This window comes from Faecalibacterium hattorii, from assembly GCF_003287455.1.
GTDB lineage: Bacteria > Bacillota > Clostridia > Oscillospirales > Ruminococcaceae > Faecalibacterium > Faecalibacterium hattorii.
In genome coordinates this window covers 17,899-32,571 of the sequence record NZ_PRLC01000008.1, presented here as the reverse complement: position 1 = coordinate 32,571, position 14,673 = coordinate 17,899, and the positions used below count along the sequence as shown (strand labels likewise).

The 14,673-nt window shown below is 59.3% G+C and carries 13 protein-coding genes, 1 pseudogene and 1 riboswitch; of the genes and pseudogenes, 8 read left to right on the top strand and 6 right to left on the bottom strand.

Translation table 11 applies throughout. The features are described from left to right. Nucleotides 1-41: 41 nt before the first annotated feature. The 4 genes and pseudogenes from C4N23_RS06785 to C4N23_RS06770 all read right to left on the bottom strand — a co-directional run bounded on the left by C4N23_RS06785 (nucleotide 42) and on the right by C4N23_RS06770 (nucleotide 2,569). Complete coding sequence (locus C4N23_RS06785) at nucleotides 42-329, bottom strand: DUF6110 family protein (protein ID WP_055190890.1); 288 nt, start codon at nucleotides 327-329, stop codon at nucleotides 42-44. Nucleotides 330-535: 206 nt separating this feature from the next. Continuing rightward, nucleotides 536-706, bottom strand: a pseudogene (locus C4N23_RS06780) (SLC13 family permease); the annotation flags it as partial. 74 nt (nucleotides 707-780) lie between these two features. Continuing rightward, nucleotides 781-1,503, bottom strand: coding sequence for a response regulator transcription factor (locus C4N23_RS06775; protein ID WP_055190886.1), 723 nt, complete (start codon nucleotides 1,501-1,503; stop codon nucleotides 781-783). Continuing rightward, nucleotides 1,493-2,569, bottom strand: a complete 1,077-nt coding sequence (locus C4N23_RS06770; protein ID WP_112144986.1) for a sensor histidine kinase — start codon at nucleotides 2,567-2,569, stop codon at nucleotides 1,493-1,495. Before C4N23_RS06770 ends, C4N23_RS06775 begins: the two co-directional genes overlap by 11 nt. A gap of 181 nt (nucleotides 2,570-2,750) precedes the next feature. On the opposite strand from C4N23_RS06770, the gene C4N23_RS06765 reads away from it, so the two are divergent. The 4 genes from C4N23_RS06765 to C4N23_RS06750 all read left to right on the top strand — a co-directional run bounded on the left by C4N23_RS06765 (nucleotide 2,751) and on the right by C4N23_RS06750 (nucleotide 7,714). Next, nucleotides 2,751-3,773 carry a threonine aldolase family protein gene (locus C4N23_RS06765; protein ID WP_097840094.1) on the top strand — a complete coding sequence of 341 codons (1,023 nt, stop codon included), beginning with the start codon at nucleotides 2,751-2,753 and terminating at the stop codon, nucleotides 3,771-3,773. 122 nt (nucleotides 3,774-3,895) lie between these two features. Continuing rightward, nucleotides 3,896-4,408, top strand: a complete 513-nt coding sequence (locus tag C4N23_RS06760) for a PTS sugar transporter subunit IIA (RefSeq protein ID WP_112144984.1) — start codon at nucleotides 3,896-3,898, stop codon at nucleotides 4,406-4,408. A gap of 71 nt (nucleotides 4,409-4,479) precedes the next feature. Beyond that, complete coding sequence (locus C4N23_RS06755; protein WP_112144982.1) at nucleotides 4,480-5,829, top strand: dicarboxylate/amino acid:cation symporter; 1,350 nt, start codon at nucleotides 4,480-4,482, stop codon at nucleotides 5,827-5,829. A gap of 337 nt (nucleotides 5,830-6,166) precedes the next feature. Next, on the top strand, nucleotides 6,167-7,714 hold the full coding sequence (locus C4N23_RS06750; RefSeq protein ID WP_112144980.1) for an alkaline phosphatase: 1,548 nt from the start codon (nucleotides 6,167-6,169) through the stop codon (nucleotides 7,712-7,714). A 154-nt stretch (nucleotides 7,715-7,868) separates the two neighbouring features. On the opposite strand, the gene mscL is transcribed toward C4N23_RS06750, so the two are convergent. Further along, a complete protein-coding gene (mscL, locus tag C4N23_RS06745; RefSeq protein ID WP_112144978.1) occupies nucleotides 7,869-8,324 on the bottom strand; it encodes a large conductance mechanosensitive channel protein MscL in 456 nt (151 codons plus the stop codon). 112 nt (nucleotides 8,325-8,436) lie between these two features. Beyond that, on the bottom strand, nucleotides 8,437-10,128 hold the full coding sequence (locus tag C4N23_RS06740) for a M3 family oligoendopeptidase (RefSeq protein WP_112144976.1): 1,692 nt from the start codon (nucleotides 10,126-10,128) through the stop codon (nucleotides 8,437-8,439). Nucleotides 10,129-10,634: 506 nt separating this feature from the next. Further along, nucleotides 10,635-10,730: riboswitch (THF riboswitch) on the top strand. Between the two features lie 145 nt (nucleotides 10,731-10,875). Here C4N23_RS06740 and C4N23_RS06735 point away from each other — a divergent pair. The 4 genes from C4N23_RS06735 (at nucleotide 10,876) to C4N23_RS06725 (ending at nucleotide 14,673) form a co-directional block, all read left to right on the top strand. Next, nucleotides 10,876-11,394, top strand: coding sequence for a folate family ECF transporter S component (locus tag C4N23_RS06735; RefSeq protein ID WP_055190867.1), 519 nt, complete (start codon nucleotides 10,876-10,878; stop codon nucleotides 11,392-11,394). Between the two features lie 33 nt (nucleotides 11,395-11,427). Next, complete coding sequence (locus tag C4N23_RS06730) at nucleotides 11,428-12,699, top strand: bifunctional folylpolyglutamate synthase/dihydrofolate synthase (protein WP_112144974.1); 1,272 nt, start codon at nucleotides 11,428-11,430, stop codon at nucleotides 12,697-12,699. 237 nt (nucleotides 12,700-12,936) lie between these two features. Then, on the top strand, nucleotides 12,937-13,152 hold the full coding sequence (locus C4N23_RS14005; protein WP_181567082.1) for a hypothetical protein: 216 nt from the start codon (nucleotides 12,937-12,939) through the stop codon (nucleotides 13,150-13,152). 144 nt (nucleotides 13,153-13,296) lie between these two features. Beyond that, nucleotides 13,297-14,673, top strand: a complete 1,377-nt coding sequence (locus C4N23_RS06725; RefSeq protein WP_112144972.1) for an MATE family efflux transporter — start codon at nucleotides 13,297-13,299, stop codon at nucleotides 14,671-14,673.

Sequence of the window (14,673 nt, the reverse complement as noted above, 5' to 3'; positions counted from 1 at the left end):
GAAAAAGAGCCGCCCGCAGGCGGCTCCCATAGGGCCTTGGATTATTCGGCAGCCTCGGTGGATGCAGTCTCCTCAGCAGCGTCCTCGATGACAGCGGCCTCAGCCTTGGCAGCGCGGGCCTCGTTGATAGCCTTTGCGTCTGCCAGAATGTCACCGGCCTGTTCCTGAACCTTGTTCACGGTCTCCATGGTGGAGTCCTTCATGCGCAGAACGGCAGCGGCGGTCTGGGTGTAGACCTTCTTGGCATCGCTGCTGGACAGAAGCTTGAAACCGGCAGAACCAAACAGGGTGCCAGCGGCGAACAGGGCGATCTTTTTCATGTTGACCATATCGATATACCTTCCTTTTTTCGTGTTGCTTGTATGGCCCAAAAGGGCCGGTTTGAGGGAGCGGGACGCTCCGTATTGCTGCCGTTATTGTAGCACGAAATTTGGAAAATGCAAGTAGTTTGCATAAAGTTAGCACATAGAAACTTTTTTGCGGGAGTTTGTTATAATTGACTATCCCTACGTTGTTTTTTGAGACAAACGGGTGCTTACCCCCACACCAACCACAGGCAGCCGTAGCCCGTCAGCACGGCGGCCAGCGTGAAGGGAATGCCGATGCGCAGAAAGTCCTTGGTGCGGACGGTCTCGCCGTTTTTGCGCAGGATGCCGATGGCTGCGATGTTGGCCGAAGCGCCGATGGGGGTCAGGTTGCCGCCCAGCGCCACAAAGGGCCGCTGCTGCGGCAAAGCCAGCATCAGAATGTAGATCAGCGCAAATAAGATCAGCGCAAGGATCATGCGTCCTCCTCGGTATGGGAGTCGCGGTCTTCGTCGATCATCCGGTAGCCCACGCCCAGCTCATTTAAGATGTAGGTGTTCTTTCCGGGGCGGCTACCCAGCTTGCGGCGGATGTTGGCCATGTTGACCTGCAGCTTCTTGGTGCTGCCGCAGTCGGTGTCGCCCCAAATGGCCTTGACGATGGCGGGGTAGGTCATCACCCGGCCGGCGTGCTCGGACAAAAACGCGACGATGTTGTATTCGGTCTGGGTCAGCTTGATCTCTTCCTCCCCCACGAAGACCTTGCGGCGCTCGTAGTTGATGGTGAGGTCCTGCGCACGGAAGGTGCCCGTGGGGTTGGAGCTGTAGCGGTTGGTGCGCAGCGCCGCCCGCACCCGCGCCAGCAGCTCGCCGGTGCCGAAGGGCTTGGTGATGTAGTCGTTGGCACCGAGGTCCAGCGCCTCGATCTTGTCCGCCTCGGTGGTGCGGGCCGACAGCACGATGATGGGGGTCAGGTACTTCTGGCGCACATACCGGATCAGCTCCACGCCATCCCGGTCAGGCAGACCGAGGTCGAGGATGATCAGGTCTGGGTTGCAGGAACCGAACATCGACTGCCCCAGTTCGCAGGAGGGGGCCACAAACGTCTGGTAGCCGTTGGTCTCCAGCAGGGTATAGATGAAGCTGCAGATATTGGCCTCGTCTTCTACGACCAGCACTTTGAATTTGTTATTGCTCATCTTGATTTTCCTCCGTCTCAATGGATTCGGTTTCCAGCCAGAAGCGGATGGTCGTGCCCTCGCCTTGGCGGCTCTCGGCCTTGATCTCTCCGCCGTGGGCTTTTACGATGGCGGCACAGACCGAAAGCCCGATGCCCATGCTGTGCTTGCCGTGGTCGGCGGTGTCCTCGGCGGGCAGCATCCCGGAAAACAGCTTCTTCAGCCGTTCCTTGGGGATGCCGCAGCCGTTGTCCGTTACTTCGAACACAGCGTGGCTGCCCACCGTGAAGACTTTCAGCGTCAACTGGGTCATCCCCTCGGCGTGGAGCACCGCGTTTTCCAACAGGTTCGTCAGCACCTGCGAGATCAGCATCGAGTCCATGGGGATGACGATGAAGCTGTCCGGCAGTTCGAGCTTTACGTTCACGTCCGGGTAGCGCTTCTGGAACCGCACCAGCACCGTGTCGATCAGCTCTTCCAGCACGGTGGGGGTCTTCTGCACCGCCACCTTGTCGTTGTCGAACCGGGTGACCGAGAGCAGGTTCTCCACCATCCGGTTCAGCCACTGGGCGTCCGAACAAGCCTCGCCAAGAAGTTTAACTTTTTGCTCTTTGTCCAAAGAGTCATAATTTTCAATGACGGTCGAACAAGCCCCGTAGATCGAAGTCAGCGGGGTGCGCAGGTCGTGGGAGACGGCCCGCAGCAGGTTGGCCCGCATTTTTTCAGTCTCGCTCTCCATCCGGAGCTGCTCCTGCATCTTGATCCGGGTGGTCAGGGTGCTGGTCATGATGGAGACCACCAGCATCACCAGCCCGGAAAACAGGTTCTCCGGCAGGGTGAAGTTGAAGGCAAAGTAGGGCGAACGGAACGCAAAGTTGACCGCCAGCACGCTGAGCAGCGATGCCATGACGCCCCAGAAGTAACCGTCAGTATAGATTGATATTAAAAATACCGCCAGAACAAATACCATGGACGCCACGCCGTCGATGCGGCCGCTGATGCGCTGGATGCCGAACATCACGAGGAATGCCAGCGCAAATACGCCCAGCAGCACGAGGATGTCTGTTTTGCGGATGGTCTGCTTCATGGAATGTGATCCCTCCTGAACTGTATTCGATCCCACTCTAAAAGTATACCATATTTTTATTTAAGAAACAGCTAAGGAATCAAGATTCTTGACCGGAGGAAAAAGGGGAATCGGCCGCAATTGACATTTTCCGCCCGAAAGCTCATAATAAAGATACCTTTAATAGAGAGGACGAGGGAAAATGCTTTATTTTGAGAACGATTACTGCGAAGGTGCCCATCCGGCCATTTTGCAGAAGCTGATGGAAACGAACTTCGAGAAGGTGCCCGGCTACGGCACCGACCCCTACTGCGCCAGCGCGAAGGAAAAGATCTGCGCGGCGTGCCGGTGCCCGGAAGCGGACGTGACGTTCATCTCCGGCGGTACCCAGACGAATGCCATCGTCATTGCGTCGATGCTGCACCGGTGGGAGGGCGTTGTGGCAGCAGCCACCGGCCATGTCAACGGCCACGAGGCCGGGGCCATCGAATTCACCGGCCACAAGGTGATGGGGCTGCCCCACAAAAACGGCAAGCTGGACGCCGCCACGGTCCGGAATTTCTGCGCCACCTTCTACGCCGACAGCAACCATGACCACATGGTCTTCCCCGGCATGGTGTATCTCTCCCACCCCACCGAGTACGGCACCCTCTACACCAAGGCCGAACTGGAAGCTCTCCACGCGGTCTGTCAGGAGTACAAGATGCCCCTCTTCGTGGATGGCGCACGGCTGGGCTACGGTCTGGCGGCGGATGGCACGGACGTCACCCTGCCGGACCTCGCAAAGTGGGCCGATGTGTTCTACATCGGCGGCACCAAGGTCGGTGCTCTCTGCGGCGAGGCCGTTGTCTTCCCCCACGGTGCGCCGGCCCACTTCATGACCATGGTCAAACAGCAGGGCGCGCTGCTGGCGAAAGGCCGCCTGCTGGGGCTGCAGTTCGACGTCCTGTTCACCGACGGCCTGTATGAGAAGATCAGCCGGAACGCCATCACCACCGCCAACGCCCTCAAGAAGGGCCTTGCGGCGAAGGGGTACCAGTTCTTCATGGATTCCCCCACCAACCAGCTCTTCATCGTCTTCCCCAACGAGCAGCTGGCCGCGCTGGAGGGCAAGGCCAAGTTCGGCTTCTGGGAGAAGTACGACGACGCCCACACCGTCATGCGGATCGCGACCAGCTGGGCCACCAAGATGGAGGAGATCGAACAGCTGCTGGAGCTACTGTGAGCGCCAAAGATCTCATAGGCTTTGTGCAGAAAATGGCTTGCTTTTTTTGGCGCGGTATGGTATCTTTATTTAGATGAAGATCGCGCTGGGATGCAGCGCAGAAAGAGAAGGAGAAATGGACTATGGGCTTTTTCGATAAGCTGTTTGGCGGCAAGGCTGCCGAGACGAAATTCAAGGGCGAGAAAATGACCGTCATGATGCCGCTGGAAGGCAAGGTCATCCCGCTGGAAGAGCTGCCGGATGAGACCTTTGCTTCGGCGATCCTTGGCGGCGGCTGCGGTATCGAGCCCACCGGCGACACCGTGTATGCTCCGTTCGACGGCACTGTGACGCAGGTGCCGGAAACTCTCCACGCCGTCGGCCTGATGAGCGACGACAACATCGAGCTTCTGATCCACGTTGGCATGGACACCGTGGAGATGAAGGGCAATGGCTTCACCTCTCTCGTCAAGGAGGGCACCAAGGTCAAGGCCGGCACCCCGCTGCTGAAGGTGGATCTGGACGCCATCCGTGCCGCTGGCCATCCCACCGCAACGGCCATCATCGTGACCAATGGCGATGATCTCCCCGAAATGAGTGTTGTTGCCGCCGGTGATACCGCCGTCGGCGTGCCGCTGTTGAAGTTCAAGGCGTAAGTGTTTCCGCCCGGAAGATTTTCTTCCGGGTGTTTTTTTGAGCAAATCTAGAAAAAGTGAGGAAGTATATCATGGAAACGAAAACCAAAAAACCGAAGTTATCTCTTGCCAAGCGAATGGCCATCTCGCTGGTGTGTGGTCTGGCAGCCGGCATTGCCTTCATGTTCCTGCGGGAGAGCCTGATCTCCGGCGGCCGCGCAGAGGTGTGGGCCACCATCAACAACCTCCTGTTCCAAGACATCACGGCGGAAGGGGCCGAGCGCGCCTTCGGCCTCTTCTACATCATCGGCCAGCTCTTCATCAAGGCGCTGCAGCTGGTCATCATCCCGATGGTCTTCACCTCCATTGCGCTGGCCATCGGCAGCATTGCGGACACCCGCACCATGGGCCGCATCTCGGCCAAGACCCTGTTCTGGTTCCTGCTGTGCTCTTTTCTGGCGCTGCTGCTGGCGGGCGTCGTGGGTTACACCACCTATTCCATGGGGCTGTTCAATACCCACATTGAGGGCCTGACCGAGGCCACCGGCTCCACCGGCTCGAACCCCCTGAATGTGGTGCTGAACATCATCCCCTCCAACATCATCACGGCCTTTGGCAGCAACGGTGCGGTGCTGAGCGCAGTTTTCCTTGCTGTGGCCACCGGGCTGAGCATGAATACCCTCGGTGAGAGCCGCACCGCCACCCTCCGCCGTCTGCTGGGCGAGGTCAACGATGTGGTGGTGGTCTTCCTGAACTTCATCGTCAGCAACTTCGCGCCCTTCGCCGTCTTCGTGCTGCTGACCCGCACCTTTGCCATCTACGGCATCGATTACCTCAAGCCCGCGCTGGTCTATGTGGTGGTCACGGTGATCCTGCTGCTGGTCTTCCTTGTGGTGGCCTATCCGCTGGTCGTGGCACTGGGCGCCAAGCTGAACCCCATCAAGTTCATCAAAAAGATCGCAAACGTGGCCGTTTTCGGCTTCTCCACCTCTTCCAGCGCTGCGACCCTGCCCCTGAACATCAAGGTCAGCGAGGAAGAGTTCGGCGTGGATGAGAGCATTGCCTCCTTTGTTCTGCCGCTGGGCATGACCATCAACATGGACGGCACCGCCATCATGCAGGTCATCGCTACGGTGTTCATTGCGGGCTGCGCCGGTTATACCGTCACGCCCGGTCAACTGGTGGTCGTAGCGCTGCTGGCGCTGCTGGCTTCGGTGGGCACCCCGGCAGCTCCCGGTGCAGGGGCGGTCATCCTCTTCACCATCCTGTCCGGCATGGGCTTCGTCAATGACGGCGCGTTGCTGGCCTATTCCCTGATCCTTGCCATCAACCGCCCCATCGAGATGCTGGTCACCTCCCTGAATGTCGTCGGCGATGCCGTCGCCAGCATCTGCGTCGCCAAGAGCGAAGGGCTGCTGAAAGAGGACGTCTATAATAAGTAAGAGCGAGACAAAAGGAACTCCTTGACTTTTTGCCCACAGGTGCGTATAACAAAGGCACAAAGGTAAGAAGTCCATTGATCTCACAAAAGCAAAGCAAGAAGCCCCCCGGTATTGCGAGTACCGAGGGGCTTCCTGTTTGCTGGGGATCAGTGGTTGGGTGGTTTCAATTTTACAAGAGATATCCTCTCTTTACAATTGCGGCGTCGGCGGCGCGAAGCTTTTACACAAGCTTTTCCTCTCCATGGTTTCGGGCGGCGGGGAAGTTCGGTACAATAAAACCGTTCCGAGAGAAGCATGAAAGAAGGGCCCAAGGGGCACCAAAAGAGAGGATTTCCGTATGAAAGAGAACAAGATCACCCGCCGCAATTTCCTGAAGGTCGGTGCTGCGGCATCGGCTGCCGGTCTGCTGAGTGCTGCCCCGGTGGCGGCCAGCGCAGCCCAGCCGGATGCCGTCGGCGCTGCGGAAGAAGAGAACGGTCTGCTGGATTTTCTGAAGAAACCAAAGTACATTTTCCTGTTCATCGGCGACGGTATGGGCACTGCCCAGATCCAGTCTGCCCGCTTCTATAAGGGCACCACCGAGAACAACGGGGCCATCACCGAGGGGGAGCTGAGCTTCACCTCCTTCCCCGAAGTCGGCAGCGTGACCACCTACGACAGCACATCCTTCTGCCCGGACTCCGCGTCCACCGCGACCTCCATCGCCACCGGCAATAAGACCGAGAGCGGCGTCATCAACATGTGCCCGTGGACCCGCGATGTGCCTTACGAGACCATCGCCGAGAAGCTGCACAAGCAGAAAAACTATAAGGTCGGCGTGGTGTCCACCGTCAACATCGACCACGCCACCCCTGCCGCCTTCTACGCCCACCAGAGCACCCGCAAGAACTACTACCAGATCGGCGTAGAGCTGGCCAATTCCGGCTTCGAATACTTTGCGGGCGGCGAGTTCCAGAAGGTGAACGGCGACGGCACCGGCCCCAACAACCACGAGGTCGCCGCACAGGCGGGCTACAACGTTGTCACCACACAGGCGGGCGCGGCGGCGCTGACGGCCGGGGCTGGCAAGACCCTCATCATCGCCGAGAACCTCGCCGACGGCAAGGCGATGAACTACGCCATGGACGCCGCCAACGGCGAGTGGCAGTTGACCGATTACGTGAAAAAGGGCATCGAGCTGCTGGAAAACAGGAAGGGCTTCTTCCTGATGACCGAATCCGGTAAGATCGACTGGGCCTGCCACGCCAACGATGCCGCCGCCTCCATCCACGACGTGCTGGAGATGAGCAACGCCGTTCAGGCCGCCGAGGAGTTCTACAACGCCCACCCCAACGAGACCCTGATCCTCGTCACGGCCGACCACGAGACGGGCGGCATGGCCATCGGCTACAAGACCACCAACTACGACACCTTCCTGACCAACCTGACCCACCAGAAGATGTCCTATGCGAAATTTGATTCCACCTACGTGGAAAATTACATCGCCAACAAGACCCCCTTTGAGGCGGCCATGGCCGACGTCAAGGCCAACTTCGGCCTGACCCTGCCCACTGACCCCGATGCTGCCAGCGCGGGCAAGCTGCTGTTGACCGACTACGAGGTGGAGAACCTGCGCAAGGCCTACGAGCGGACGCTGGAGGTCGGCGCGTCTTCCCAGAGCAAGATGAGCCAGCAGGATTATGAACTCTACGGCACCTACATCCCCTTCTCTATGGCCATCTGCCATACCATCAACCATAAGTCCGGCATGGACCACACCACCTACGCCCACACCGGCGCAATGGTCAACATCTATGCCAAGGGCGTCGGCGCCGAGAAGTTCCGCGGCGTGTTCGACAACACCGAGATCTATCATAAGCTCGCTGAGCTGACCGGCGTGCAGTAAGGCCGGAATACCCTAAAAATAAAAGACTCCGCCCCCTTTTTTCCTTGCTGAGACGGCAGGGAGGAGGGGGCGGCACGGTCTACGCATCGCCCCAAAAAGCGCCCGGCGGCTCAGATGGAGCTGCCGGGCGCTTTGCTTCGTTAAAACGTAAAGATCAATCGTGGATCTCCGGGAAACCTTCCAGCTTGGAGGTGCAGTGGGGGCAGCGGACGGCCTTGATGGAAATCTCGCTCTGGCAGTAGGGGCAGACCTTGGTGGTCGGCTCTGCGGGAGCTTCCTCTTCGGCCTTCTTCTTGTTGAAGAGGGCGTTGAATGCCTTCAGCACCACAAACAGCACGAACGCCACGATCAGGAAGTTGATGATGGCGTTGAGGAAGGAACCGATGCCGATGCCGACATCGCCGATCTGGATCACAACGTCCGAGAAGTCGGCGTTGAAGAACAGGCCGATGAGGGGAGAGATGATGTCGCCGACCAGCGAGTTCACGATGGCCGTGAACGCCGAGCCGACGACCACGCCGACGGCCATGTCCAGCACGTTGCCGCGCATGGCGAACGCTTTGAACTCTTCAAAAAACTTTTGGATGCCCTTGATCTCTTTTTCTGCCATAGCAATACCGCTCCTTTTTTGCGTCCGCAGGGGGACGGATTCATCATTATGATAATAGCATTTGTCAGCGTCCTTGCCCTCTCAGGCGCTTCGCGCCAACTCCCCCAGAGGTTTATGCTTGGTGCGCGGCGATCCAAGCTTCCATCTCTTCGGCGATGGCTTTGATGGAGCCGTCGGTGAAGGGAACTTTCAGGCCCGCCGTCTCGCACAGCTCGGAGTAGCTGGCTGTGCCCGCGCGGCGGACCAGCTTGAGATAGCGCTGCCATGCGTCCTTGTGGTCCTTCAGGCTGAGCAGGAAGAACTGCAGCGCGGCCATGGTGGACAGGCAGTAGTCGATATAATAGAACGGGCACTCATAGATGTGGAGCTGACGCTGCCAGCCCGCGCCGCGGCCGTAGAAGGGCAGGTTGTCGAAGTCGATCCACGGGCGGTATTTGTGCTCCAGATCCAGCCAGACCTTGTTCCGCTCGTCAGGGGTGAGGTCGGGGTTCTGGTACATCAGGTGCTGGAACTCGTCCACAGCGCAGCCGTAAGCGAGGAAGAGGAAGCTGTCCTCGGCGTGGACGAGGGCGTACTTCTCGGTGTCCTTGCCGAAGAGCAGGTGGTGCCACGGCGCGGTCAGGAACTCCATGGCCATGGAGTGAATCTCGGCGCTCTCCATGCCGGGGCATTCGAGGTCGGCGGGGATCTTCGGGTTCCGCTCGGCGACGTAGCCCTCGAAGGCGTGGCCGCACTCGTGGGTCAGCACGTCCACGTCGGCAGAGGTGTTGTTCCAGTTTGCGAAAATGAAGGGGGCCTTGTAGGCGGGCAGACTGGTCATATAGCCGCCGGACATCTTGCCGGGGCGGCTCTCCACGTCGAACAGCTCGTTGTCCTGCATGAAGTCGATGAACTCGGCGGTCTCCGGGCTCAGCTCATGGTACATGGTGCGGGCCGCAGCCATCCGGGCGTCGTAGCCCTTGATGGGGGAGGGGTTGCCGTCCTTGAAGGTGACGGGCAGATCGGCGAAGGTGGGGTGCTCGATGCCGGTGCGCTTGCGGCGCAGCTCAATGACCTTCTGCAGCTGGGGCACCACATCGTTGGCGACCTGATCCCGGAAGCGCTTGATCTCCTCCGGGCCGTAGCCGATGCGGTTCATCCGCACATAGGAAAGCTCGCTGTAGTCGTGGTAGCCGAGGATGCGGGCCTGTTCGTTCAGGTTCTTGACGATCTTGGTGTACAGCTCATCCAGCTCGGCGCGGTGGGCGTCGAAGTAACCAGCCTCGGCCTCGTAGGCGGCACGGCGGACGGCGGGGTCCAGATTTTCCTTGTAGGGGCCCAGCTGGGGGATGGTCAGCTGCTTGCCGTCCAGCTCCACCAGTGCACCGCCGTACACCTGCTGATACTGGCTGACGAGGGCATTGTACTCCTTCTGCAGCTCCACGGTGCGGTCGTCCATGCCGAGGACGGCGTTCTTCATCCCGGCTACGCAGGTGGTGCCGAAGGCTTTGGTCAGCGCGTCCACATGGGGGTTGGCCAGAAACGCCCGGCTGATCTCGACGCTGGCATTCTGCACGGCGGGGCCGTTGGCATCGAAGAAGTCCTGCTCAGCCTTCCAATAGGCGTCGCGGGTGTCGCAGGTGTAGTGGATGTTTGCCAGATTGGCGGCGGTGTTGTAGTCGGCAAAGGCGCGGCTCTGCTCGTAGTAGGCCTCGACCAGTTCTTCGCCGGAAGCGGCAGAGGCGGCCTTGGCGGCCAGCTCTTTGCAGCGGGCCAGCAGCGCGTCAATGTCGGGGCGGGTGTAGTTCATCTCGCTGAATTTCATAGACGGATACGTCCTTTCTGAGTGATGTTTGCTCCATCTTATCACTTTTTATCGGTACAGTCAAAGGAAACCGAAAACGTCTTGACATTTTCGCATAGGCGCGTATAATAAGGGTACAAGGAAATTGAGGAATCCATCGGCCTCACAAAACAGCAAGAAGCCCCCCGGTACCGCTAATACCGAGGGGCTTCCTGTTTGCCTAAGGGTTAGTGCTTGCCGCTGCGGAACTGTTCGTCAAGCCACTTGCAGATGGCGTCAGCTGCGACACCTGCTACGACGGACAGAAGGAAATTAAGGATCGTTTCCATCGACCTCACCTCCTTTCCATAGAAAATGGGCCGGAGTGGAGCGGCATTTACAGAATAACATAAAATTCGACGGAAAGCAACGCAGATAGGTTCCATAGCTATTAGACATATCTGCTAAAAATCCACGAGATAAACTAGTGATCCTGTTGCAAGGGGGCGATTGAAACAGGGCGAAAAAAAGCATATAATAACACTATCAACAGAGTAAGGCCACGCGCGTTAAGTGCCGCATCAACGGGGAGTTGTGCTGCGGACGAAGGGAGACCCGCGGTGCGTGGTCTGCATCCCGCTGCTGCATGGACTTGGGTGCAGGCGAGGCCGTCTGCGCGGCTTCGTTTGGAAGTGAAATTTGTTGGATTCACGCCCTCCTTTGTGCGGTTCGTCACAGGGGAGGGCGTTTTTGCGTCCACCTCTGCTTATCCTGAATGGAGGATGAACGATGAATCATTCCAAATTATCCGTCCGTACCCTGACGATGCTGGCCCTTCTGACGGCTATGAGCATCATCTTTGCCCGCGTGCTGACCGTTTCCACCGGCTTCCTGCGGTTCAATCTGGGCGCGCTGCCCACCCACTTGGCGGCGGTCTGGTTCGGCCCGGCGGGCGGCTTCGCCGTGGGAGCGGTGGCTGATCTGATCGGCGGCACCTTGTCCGGCTATTCCATCAACCCGCTCATCACGCTGGGAGCCGGTTCGGTGGGTCTGGTGTCGGGTCTGCTGTTCCAGAAGCTCAGCAGTCTGCGGCTGGGACTGCGGCTCCAGATCAGCATACTGGCCGGGCATCTGGTGGGCTCGGTGGTCATCAACTCGCTGGCACTTCACATTTTTTATGGATACCAGTGGCCGGTGCTGGCGGCCCGCATCCCCAACGCCATCGTGCTGAGCGCGGTCAACACCGTGCTGGTCCGCATCCTGCTGGAGAATAAGGCACTGGCAGCGATGATCAAAGCAAAAACCTGAACACACAGAATCTTTTAGATAAGGTCGAGCGCTATGAACTACGAAGAAGCAATGCAATACATCCACGCGGTGCAGTGGGCGGGGCACAAGCCCGGCCTGAGCCGCACCCGCACCCTGCTGGCCGCGCTGGGCAGCCCCCACAAGAGGCTGAAGTTCGTCCATGTGGCGGGCACCAACGGCAAGGGCAGCACCGCAGCCATGCTGGCGTCCTGTCTGCGGGCGGCGGGCTATTGCGTGGGGCTGTACACCTCGCCTTTCATCAACCGGTTCAACGAGCGCATCCAAGTGGACGGCGAACAGATCGGCGACGAAGAGCTGGTGCGGCTGGTGGAGAAGATCCGGCCCGCCGCCGACGCGATGGCGGACGTCCCCACTGAGTTCGAGGTCATCACAGCGCTGGGAATGCTCTACTTTGCCGAAAAGCAGTGCGATATCGTGGTGCTGGAAGTGGGCCTCGGCGGCACGCTGGACTCCACCAATGTCATCGACCCGCCGGAGTGTGCGGTCATCACGGCGCTGGGAATGGATCATGTCAAGGAGCTGGGCCCCACCATCGCCGACATCGCCTCGGCCAAGGCGGGTATCATCAAGCCCGGCAGCCCGGTGGTGAGCTACGGCGGCGTGCCCGAAGCCGACGCCGTCATTGCCCGCGTGGCAGCGGAGCAGCACGCCCCGCTGCGGATCGTGGACTTCTCCAAGCTGACCGTGGAGGGCGGCGGTCTCGACGAGGTGACCTTCGATTTTGACGGTCTCCACGGGGTGCGGCTGCCGCTCATCGGCAGCTACCAGCCCAAGAATGCCGCCGTCGCCATCACGGCGCTGCGGGTGCTGCGGGAACGGGGGTGGAACATCCCGGAAGAAGCCATCCGCAAGGGGCTGGAGACGGTGAGCTGGCCGGGCCGGTTCGAGCTGCTGCGGCATTCGCCCGCCTTTTTGCTGGATGGCAGCCACAATGCCCACGGGATGCGGGCCACGGTGCAGAGCCTGAAGGACCGCTTCCCCGGCCAGAACTTCGTTTTCCTGCTCAGCATCATGGCGGACAAGGATGTGGACGAGATGCTGGCCCTGCTGCTGCCGCTGGCAAAGCAGTTCGTGACAGTGGCGGCCCACACCCCCCGCGCTATGCCCGCCGAGACGCTGGCGGAGCACATCCGTGTGCGCGGCGGCATCGCCGAACCGGCTCCGTCCATCGAAGCGGGTGTGGCCCGCGCTGTGGAGCTGGGCGGCAGCGGCCCCGTCTGCGCGCTGGGGACGCTGTATTTTTCGGGAGAGGTACGAAGGGCGTTTGGACAGCTTCAGAAGTGATCCTTCGTACAACCTCTCCGTCAATGCTTCGCATTGCCGGAGAGGTTGTATGGAGTAAGGTCTATCCTTGAATAAGAACCTCAAAACGGAAAAAAGCGCTTCCCCATGCAGGTTGGGGAGGCGCTTTTTCCGTCCCTTGCGGGACAGGGTAAATGATAAGAAGGTAAATGAAGAAAATAGCATAATAATTAGAAGGATGAACCCAAGAGCGGGGAGGTGCAAAGCTCGTCGCAGCCTTTGTATCCTACTGCCGCTCTTGTTGGATACAAGATAGCACTTTTCAGAAGAAAATGCAAGAGCTTTTTTGAAAAAAGTTCTCCTAATCGAGCAAAAATTCGATATTTTGTCACAACGCACAAAATTGAAAGCTTCAACTTGGCAAAAGTGATAAAACAAGCTCTGCTCCGCTGGAAACTGCTGGCAAAACCACGTGCCGATGAAAAGAATCACTGAAATCTGTGGAAGGATTCTTTACAAGGCAGACGGGCTGTGCTAAGATGAATACAAGCATGGTAAAATGTGCATTTGCGGCCTTTTGGCAGCAAAGTAGGTGGGAAGCGGGATTTTTGCGCCCAAATCCAAAAAGAGGAAAAACGAATGGAAGCAACGAAACTGAAAAATGCGCCTCGGTTCGGCGGACGGAAACCGCTGTTTTCCGAGCGCGACCTGCTCGTTCTGACCGGGCCGCTGCTGGTGGAGCAGCTGCTGGAAGTCACGGTGGGCATGGCGGACACGATGATGGTCTCCCGCTGCGGTGAAGCGGCCATCTCCGGTGTCAGCTTGGTGGATATGGTCAACAACCTCATCATCGTGCTGTTTGCGGCGCTGGCCACCGGCGGCGCGGTGGTGGTCAGCCAGTACTTAGGGGCCAAGGAGCAGAAACACGCCGACCAGAGCGCCGGCCAGCTCCTCCTGCTCAGCGGCTTGTTCGGCGTGTTGGTGGGCGTGGTCTGCTTTGTGCTGGCCCGGCCCATGATCCGCTTATTCTACGGCTCCATTGATGCCGACGTGCTGGAAGCCGGTGTGCTCTACCTGAAGATCATCGCCCTGAGCTACCCGTTCCTTGCGCTGTACAACGGCGGCGCGGCGCTGTTCCGCAGCATGGGCAACTCCAAGATCTCCATGCAGATCAGCTTTCTGATGAACATCATCAACATCGTGGGCAACGCCGTCTGCATCTTCGGCCTGAAAATGGGCGTCGATGGCGTCGCATGGCCCAGCGTCGTTTCCCGCGTGGTGGCGGCGGCCCTGATCCTGCGCAAGTGCTATAAAAAGGAAGAAGACAGCCTGCTGAACGTCCCCAAGACCCTGCGGCTGGACGGCGGCCTGACCCGGCGCATTCTGGGCATCGGCATCCCGTCCGCCTTCGAGAACAGCCTGTTTGAGGCGGGCCGCATCCTCGTCGTCAGCATGATCTCCACCTTTGGCACAGTGCAGATCGCGGCCAACGCCGTGGCCAACAACCTCGACGGCATGGGCGTCATCCCCGGCAAGGCCATCAGTCTGGCCATGATCACGGTGGTGGGCCGCTGCGTCGGCGCGGGGGACAACGAACAGGCCGTCTACTACACCCGCAAGCTGCTGCTCTGGGCCTACCTTACCATGGGCCTTTCCAACGGCGCGATCTTCCTGCTGGTGAAGCCGCTGGTGGGCATCTATGCGCTTTCCGGCGCGACCATGGAGCTGGCCATTCTGCTGGTACAGATCCACTCTGGCTGCGGCCTCTTTTTGTGGCCCGCCTCCTTCGTGCTGCCCAATGCCCTGCGCGCAGCCAACGACGTGAGATTCACGATGGTCGTTTCGATCCTGAGCATGGCCGTCTGGCGGCTGGGTTTCAGCTACCTGATCTGTGTGCGGATGGGTTGGGGCGCTGTGGGCGTCTGGATCGCCATGGTGGTGGACTGGACCTGCCGTGTCATCTGCTTTACTGCCCGCTTCCACAGCGGTGCATGGAAGACGAAATATCAAGCATAA